The 2,340-nt window shown below is 63.1% G+C and carries 2 protein-coding genes; both read right to left on the bottom strand.

Going from position 1 to position 2,340, the window contains the following annotated elements; translation table 11 throughout:
• On the bottom strand, nt 1-756 hold a 756-nt coding region (locus LQV16_RS23385; RefSeq protein ID WP_229996214.1), incomplete at its 3' end, for a sugar ABC transporter permease.
• Nucleotides 757-782: 26 nt separating this feature from the next.
• Nucleotides 783-2,129 carry a sugar ABC transporter substrate-binding protein gene (locus LQV16_RS23380; protein WP_229996213.1) on the bottom strand — a complete coding sequence of 449 codons (1,347 nt, stop codon included), beginning with the start codon at nt 2,127-2,129 and terminating at the stop codon, nt 783-785.
• Between the last annotated feature and the right edge of the window lie 211 nt (nt 2,130-2,340).

Below are 2,340 nucleotides of genomic sequence, written 5' to 3'. Positions count from 1 at the left end.
GTAGATGGCTCCGAGCAGTCCGCCGAGTTCCAGGTACTGGCGCAGGTGCGGCAGCGTGAGGTGGCGGAAAATATCCCAGGGACGTGCCCCGTCCATTTGTGCGGCTTCGACGGTATCCATCGGGCGGGACTGGAGACCGGCAAGCAGGATAAGCATCATGAACGGGGTCCACTGCCAGACCAGCGACAAGATGATGGCCATCAGGGGTGCCTGGGACAGCAGGTCAGGCTGGGGCGGGGTGTCACTGCCGAAGAGCGACCAAACCCAGGTCAGGGTGCCGTTGATCAGGCCGTAGACGGGGTTGAGGATGGCATGCTTCCAGATGAGGGCCGCGGCAACCGGAACGATGAGGAACGGTGCGATCAGCAGGGTCCGTGCCAGGCCGCGGCCGATGAATTTCTTGTCCAGGAGCAGGGCCAGGCCGAGGCCAAGGACCAGGCTGGCCAGAACCACCGAGACGGTCTCGATGATGGTGGTGACGATCGCCTGCAGCATGTAAGGGTCGGTGACAACCTGGATGTAGTTCTCAAAACCAGCGAATCCGGTCTTGTCTGGGCTCAGGCTGTTCCAGTTCATGAACGAGATGATCAGGGTCACCACGAACGGAAGCTGGGTGACGACGATGAGGAAGACCAGGGCCGGCAGCAGCGGTGCACGCCGTGCCCAGTCCATGGCGCGTTCCCGCGCCCTGGCGTTCTTGGAAGGTGTGGCTGTCTCGCTCCCGTGGCGGGAGACGCGCGCCGTTGCGGTAGTCATGATGTTCTCCTGCGGTTCGGTTGTTGCTACTTGTACTTGTCGCCGACTTTTTGTGCGGCTTCCTGGCCCTTGGCCACCGCGTCGGCGACGGAGCCCTGGCCGGCGATGGCGGAGCTGACGCCCTGGGACACCCGTGTGCCCAGGGCGGCGAACTCGGGAATACCGACAAACTGGATGCCGACGGCCGGCCGCGGCTGGACACCGGGGTTAGTCGGATCGGCGTTCTCAATGGCAAAGCGTTCGGCTTTGAAGAACGGTGCGGCCTTCTGGAACTCGGCGTTCTCGTAGGTGGAGATGCGCTTGCCGGACGGGACCTTGGACCAGCCGAGCTTGGACGCGACGAGCTCCTCGTACTTCTTCGAGCTGGCCCAGGCGATGAACTTCCCGGCAGCGTCCTGCTTCTTCGAGGCCGCCTGCATGGCCCAGGACCAGGTCCACAGCCAGCCCGAGGACTTGGTCTCTTTCACCGGGGCCTGTGCGTAACCGATCTTTCCCTTCACCGGGGAGGCGTCGGCTTCCAAAGCGCCGGCTGCGGAGGTGGCGTCGTACCACATGGCGACCCTGCTCTGGCTCATGTTGTTCAGGCACTCGGTGAAACCGGCCTGCGCGGCCCCCGCTTCACCATGCTCTCGCACCAGCTTCGTGTAGAACTCCGTGGCTGCAGTGAATTCGGGAGCGTTGACCTTCGCATTCCAGTCCTTGTCGAACCAGGTCCCGCCGAAGGTGTTCACCACCGTGGTCAGCGGCGCGAAAACCTGGCCCCAGCCCGGCTGGCCGCGCAGGCAGATGCCCTTCATCCCGGGCGCTGCGCCGTCAGCCTTGGCGGCCAGGGCCGCGACTTCGTCCCATGTCGGCTTCTCCGGCATGGTCAGGCCCTTGGCATCGAAAATGTCTTTCCGATACATCAGGAAGGAGGACTCGCCGTAGAACGGTTCGCCATAGAGCTTGCCGTCCTTCCCGGTCAGGGAAGCGGTGTAGGCCGGCAGGATGTCCGCCTGGTTGAACTCGGCATCCTGGGCCACGTTGTCCAAGGGCGCCAGCCACCCGTTGGCGGAGTAGAACGGGATCTCATAGTTGGAAAGTGACGCGATGTCGTACTGTCCGGCCTGGCTCGAAAATTCCTGGCTGATCTTGGCGCGGACGTCATTTTCCGGCAGGACGGTGAAGTTGACCCGGATGCCGGTGTCCTTCGTGAAGTTAGCAGCGGTGAGCCGCTGCAGGTCCTCCATCTGCGGGTTGTTGACCATCAGGACATTAATGCTGTTCGGATCGCCTGCGGAATTGCCGCCGCCGGCGCCTGCACAGGCCGAGGCGCTCAGCGCCACGCACAGGGCACCTGCGGCCAATGCGGGAACGCGTAATTTTGCGCGCATTCAAGGACTCCTTTGTTCTTCAGGGGGTGCAATGCTGCCCTACTCCGACTGCTGTGTCAGGTGCGGGGCGGTGAGCGGGACTAGGGGCTTGATGCCGGGTGCCCCGCTGATGTTCCTCAAGATTAGGCTTGTGGCATAGGGCACAACTAGCGTCGTGGTTGCTGGTTTCTGATACTAATTTTCCTGAACGGTCCCGGGCGGGGCGCTACTC

It is taken from the genome of Arthrobacter sp. Bi26 (genome assembly GCF_918697925.1).
Lineage (GTDB): Bacteria > Actinomycetota > Actinomycetes > Actinomycetales > Micrococcaceae > Arthrobacter.
This window is presented reverse-complemented; position numbering and strand designations above follow the sequence as displayed.

Excerpts from the sequence above, each read along its gene's own strand:
- LQV16_RS23380 (WP_229996213.1), bottom strand. The coding sequence starts at position 2,129 with ATGCGCGCAAAATTACGCGTTCCCGCATTGGCCGCAGGTGCCCTGTGC.